This window comes from Mesorhizobium sp. M7A.F.Ca.US.006.04.2.1 (assembly GCF_004022915.1).
Lineage (GTDB): Bacteria > Pseudomonadota > Alphaproteobacteria > Rhizobiales > Rhizobiaceae > Mesorhizobium > Mesorhizobium ciceri.
Window position 1 is genome coordinate 1 of the sequence record NZ_RZQA01000737.1, and the last position, 3,311, is coordinate 3,311.

Consider the following 3,311-nt stretch of genomic DNA (forward strand, 5'->3'; position numbering starts at 1 on the left):
GCAGGGGCGCCTTCACCCACACCTCCTACAACGACTACGAGATCGTCGCCGCCAATTTGCTCGACAACGATCCGCGGAGGGTCAGCGACCGGATCGAAGCCTATGCGCTCTACATCGACCCGCCGCTTGGCCGCTGCGGCATGACCGAGGCCGCAGTGAAGAAATCCGGCCGTCGCGCGCTGGTCGGCCAGCGGCCGATGACCCGCGTCGGCCGCGCTATCGAAAAGGGCGAGACGCAGGGTTTCATGAAAATCCTGGTCGATGCCGACACCAGGGAGATCCTCGGCTGCTCGGTGCTCGGCCCCGGCGGCGACGAGGCTATCCATTGTGTGCTCGACCTGATGTACGCCAAGGCGCCCGTCGACACGCTGGCGCGTGCCGTGCACATCCATCCCAATGTTTCGGAGTTGCTGCCCACCATTGCCCAGGAGCTGAAGCCGCTGGCGTGACAGCCCGTTGAAGACCCATTTTAAAGCTCTTCCTTTTCTGCATCGCTGCAATGCAGCAATGCAGCTTGCGCACGGTGGCGTGCTTCGCGCAGTCTGGAATTGAACCGATTCAGTCTGGACGCACCATGCCCTTGCCGATCCTTGCGCTTGCCATTGCGTCCTTCTGCATCGGCACCACCGAATTCGTCATCATGGGCTTGCTGCCTGAGGTCGCCGCCGACCTCGGCGTGTCGATCCCCGCGGCGGGCCTGCTGGTTACCGGATATGCGCTGGGCGTCGTCTTCGGCGCCCCGATCGTCGCCATGGCCACTGCGCATTTGCCGCGCAAGCCGGTGCTGGTCGGGCTGGCCGTGCTGTTCGTCGTCGGCAATCTGTTTTGCGCCATCTCGCCCAACTACTGGACGCTGATGGCCGCGCGCGTCTTCACCGCTTTCGGCCACGGCGCCTTCTTCGGCATCGGCTCGGTCGTTGCCGCCAGCCTGGTGCCGCGCAACAAGCGCGCCAGCGCTATCGCGCTGATGTTCGCCGGGCTGACGCTGTCCAACATCCTGGGTGTTCCCGCCGGAACCGCACTTGGCGAAGCGTTCGGCTGGCGCTCCACCTTCGTTGCCGTGGTCGGTATCGGCCTGATCTCGGTGGCAGCGATCGCCTGGTTGGTGCCGTCCGATGTCGCCGAGCCAAGCGGTGGCGGCCTGCGCGGCGAGCTGCGCGTGCTGGGCAAGCTGCAGGTCTGGCTGGCCATGCTGATCGCGGCGCTGACCTCCGCAAGCCTGTTCACCGTCTTCACCTACATCAAACCCTACCTCACCGAGGTATCGGGCTTGTCGACCTCGGCAGTCACGTGGGTTCTGCTGCTGTTCGGCGCGGGCATGACCATCGGCAACATCATCGGCGGCAGACTGGCCGACTGGAAACTGATGCCGACAGTGATCGGCACCCTGCTGCTGATGGCCCTGCTTTTCGTTGGATTCAGGCAGTTCGGCGCAATCGCCAGCGTTGCCATCGGCATCGTCTTCCTGTGGGGCCTGCTCATCTTCGTCGTCGTGCCGCCGTTGCAGATCCGGGTCGTCGAGGCGGCCTCCGAGGGACCGAACCTTGCCGCCACGCTGAACCAGGGCGCCTTCAATATCGGCAATGCCAGCGGCGCCTGGATAGGCGGCGTGGCCCTGTCCGCCGGTGTTTCCTATGCCAATTTGCCGCTGGTCGGCGCAGCACTCGCTCTTTTGGCGGTCACCGTCGCTGTGCTGTCGCAGGCGCTGGACCGGCGCGCGCCGGTCATCCCGCTTCCGGCTGAATAGTCTCTTGCGCCCATAGCGCGGCAGGCTGGACCAATCGACATCGGCGCCTTCAAATCGCATGTCTCTCGCTCCTGATGGAGGAAGTCATGCAGAAATCGATCGAACGCATCGCCGGGGAAAGCGAAGGGGTTTCCTACGAATTCCCGCTGTTCCGCTTCACTGGTTCCGACAAGGCTGCTCCTTCGGCCTATCTGCAGGCGGCACTCCATGCCGGCGAATTGCCGGGTGTCGTCGCCATCGACGCGCTGATGCCGATGCTTGCCAGGGCGGAGGCCGAAGGCCGCATCAAGGGCAACCTCACCATCGTGCCCTGGGCCAACCCGATCGGCCGGGCGCAATATCATTTCGGCGAGCATCAGGGCCGCTTTCATCTCGGCACGCGCACCAAGTTCAACCGCGGCTTTCCGCTGCTCGCGGCGCCCGACACAGCGCTCTTGCCCGACACCACCCTTGGCAGCGTCGACCAGCGGCTGAAGACGCGGCTGGTGCAGCTGTCGCTCGGCCACGACATCATGCTCGACCTGCACTGCGATGACGAGGGCCTCGCCTATCTCTACGTCCACACCAGCCTGTGGCCTGGTATGGCCGATTGCGCCGCGGCCATGGGCGTCGACGCGGTCGTGCTGTGGAGCGAAGACACTGACGGCACCTTCGAGGGCGCCTCGATCATGCCCTATCAGAACGTCCCCGCCGATGTGGCCAAGCTCGACCGTCGCGTCGCCACCACCGTCGAATATCGCGGCATCCTCGATGTCGACGGTGCCTTGGCCGCCGCCGACGCCGACGGCCTCTACCGGCTGCTGGTGGCGCGCGGCGTGATCGCCGACAGCGCCCTGCCCGCGCCGGGTCCTTTCACCGGCTTCGTGGCGCCATTGGAAAACATCGACATGATGCCGGCGCCACGGGCCGGTGCCGTGCTCTATGACGTGAAGCCCGGCGACCGCGTCGCCAAGGGCGCGCGCCTCGCCACCATCGTCCATGCACCGGGTGAAGCCGATGGCCGCACCGAAGTGTTCGCACCGCAGGACGGCATCATGCTGACCCGCCGCTCGCGCCGCATCATCCGCGCCGGCGAAGATCTTCTGAAGCTGGTTGGCGACAGGAAGAGCACTGATGCCCGGTCGGGAACGCTGGAGGACTGACTTAGCCCGAAATAGCCAGTCGCGCTTTCGCCTCCAGCCATTCGGACATCTGCCGGTAAGGCATCGGGCCGTGACTGATGCGGGCGACACCCAGTTCCGCCAGCCGCTGGCGCGGCGGCACATGCGCCAGCGCAATGATGTTGACCGGCAACGCAATTGCCTTGCAGAGCGTCTCGATCAGGCCTTCGTCGCCAAGGCCCGGCGCAAAGAAGCCGTGCGCGCCGGCTTTTTCGAAGGCCTGTGCGCGCTCGATGGCCTGGTCGAGCAGAACGTCATCATGCGCATCCGGTTTCGCCTTGAGGAAGATGTCGGTTCGAGTGTTGATGAATGCCGGTATGCCGGAAGCCTTGACGGCCGCCGCCGCGGCTTCGATGCGCTTTGCCTGCACGGAAATGTCATGCAGGCCGCTGCCACCGACAATC

General features: G+C 65.2%; 3 protein-coding genes and 1 pseudogene. 3 read left to right on the plus strand and 1 reads right to left on the minus strand.

What is annotated here, in order from left to right; all coding sequences use genetic code 11:
• The 3 genes and pseudogenes from EN925_RS29110 to EN925_RS29120 all read left to right on the plus strand — a co-directional run.
• Positions 1–449: pseudogene (locus tag EN925_RS29110) on the plus strand (pyruvate/2-oxoglutarate dehydrogenase complex dihydrolipoamide dehydrogenase); the annotation flags it as partial.
• Between the two features lie 125 nt (positions 450–574).
• Positions 575–1,747, plus strand: a complete 1,173-nt coding sequence (locus EN925_RS29115) for an MFS transporter (protein ID WP_013529942.1) — start codon at positions 575–577, stop codon at positions 1,745–1,747.
• Between the two features lie 86 nt (positions 1,748–1,833).
• Positions 1,834–2,889, plus strand: a complete 1,056-nt coding sequence (locus EN925_RS29120) for a succinylglutamate desuccinylase/aspartoacylase family protein (protein ID WP_128337109.1) — start codon at positions 1,834–1,836, stop codon at positions 2,887–2,889.
• A 1-nt stretch (position 2,890) separates the two neighbouring features.
• On the opposite strand, the gene EN925_RS29125 is transcribed toward EN925_RS29120, so the two are convergent.
• On the minus strand, positions 2,891–3,311 hold a 421-nt coding region (locus EN925_RS29125; RefSeq protein ID WP_206632987.1), incomplete at its 5' end, for an isocitrate lyase/phosphoenolpyruvate mutase family protein.